This window comes from Acinetobacter rongchengensis, from assembly GCF_003611475.1.
Lineage (GTDB): Bacteria > Pseudomonadota > Gammaproteobacteria > Pseudomonadales > Moraxellaceae > Acinetobacter > Acinetobacter rongchengensis.
In genome coordinates this window covers 1-495 of record NZ_RAXT01000196.1, presented here as the reverse complement: position 1 = coordinate 495, position 495 = coordinate 1, and the positions used below count along the sequence as shown (strand labels likewise).

General features: G+C 58.2%; 1 protein-coding gene and 1 pseudogene. Both read left to right on the top strand.

Annotated elements, in window-relative coordinates; translation table 11 throughout:
• A partial coding sequence (gene merT, locus D7V20_RS19495) for a mercuric ion transporter MerT (protein ID WP_120385424.1) occupies positions 1-349 on the top strand: 349 nt, incomplete at its 5' end.
• 13 nt (positions 350-362) lie between these two features.
• Positions 363-495, top strand: a pseudogene (locus tag D7V20_RS19490) (mercuric transport protein periplasmic component); the annotation flags it as partial.

The window sequence follows — 495 nt, the reverse complement described above, 5'->3', positions numbered from 1 at the left end:
GTCTGAACCACAAAACGGGCGCGGCGCGCTCTTCGCCGGTGGGCTGGCCGCCATTCTTGCGTCGGCCTGCTGCCTGGGGCCGCTGGTTTTGATCGCCTTGGGATTCAGCGGCGCTTGGATGAGTAACTTGGCGGCATTGGAACCTTACCGCCCCATCTTTCTCGGTGCGGCATTGATAGCAATGTTCTTTGCCTACCGCCGCATCTTCCGGACTACGCAAGCATGCGAGCCTGGCGATGTATGCGCTGCCCCACAAGCCAAGACGTCGTACAAAGTCATCTTTTGGATTGTGGCTGCGCTAGTTGTCGTTGCACTAACGTTCCCGTATGTAATGCCCCTGTTCTACTAATTGAGGAAAAATCATGAAAAAACTGCTTACCGCTCTTGCCCTTGCCGCTACCTTCGCTGTCCCTGCCTGGGCCGCCACCCAGACCGTCACGCTGTCCGTACCGGGCATGACCTGCGCCTCTTGCCCGATCACCGTCAAGAAGGCGA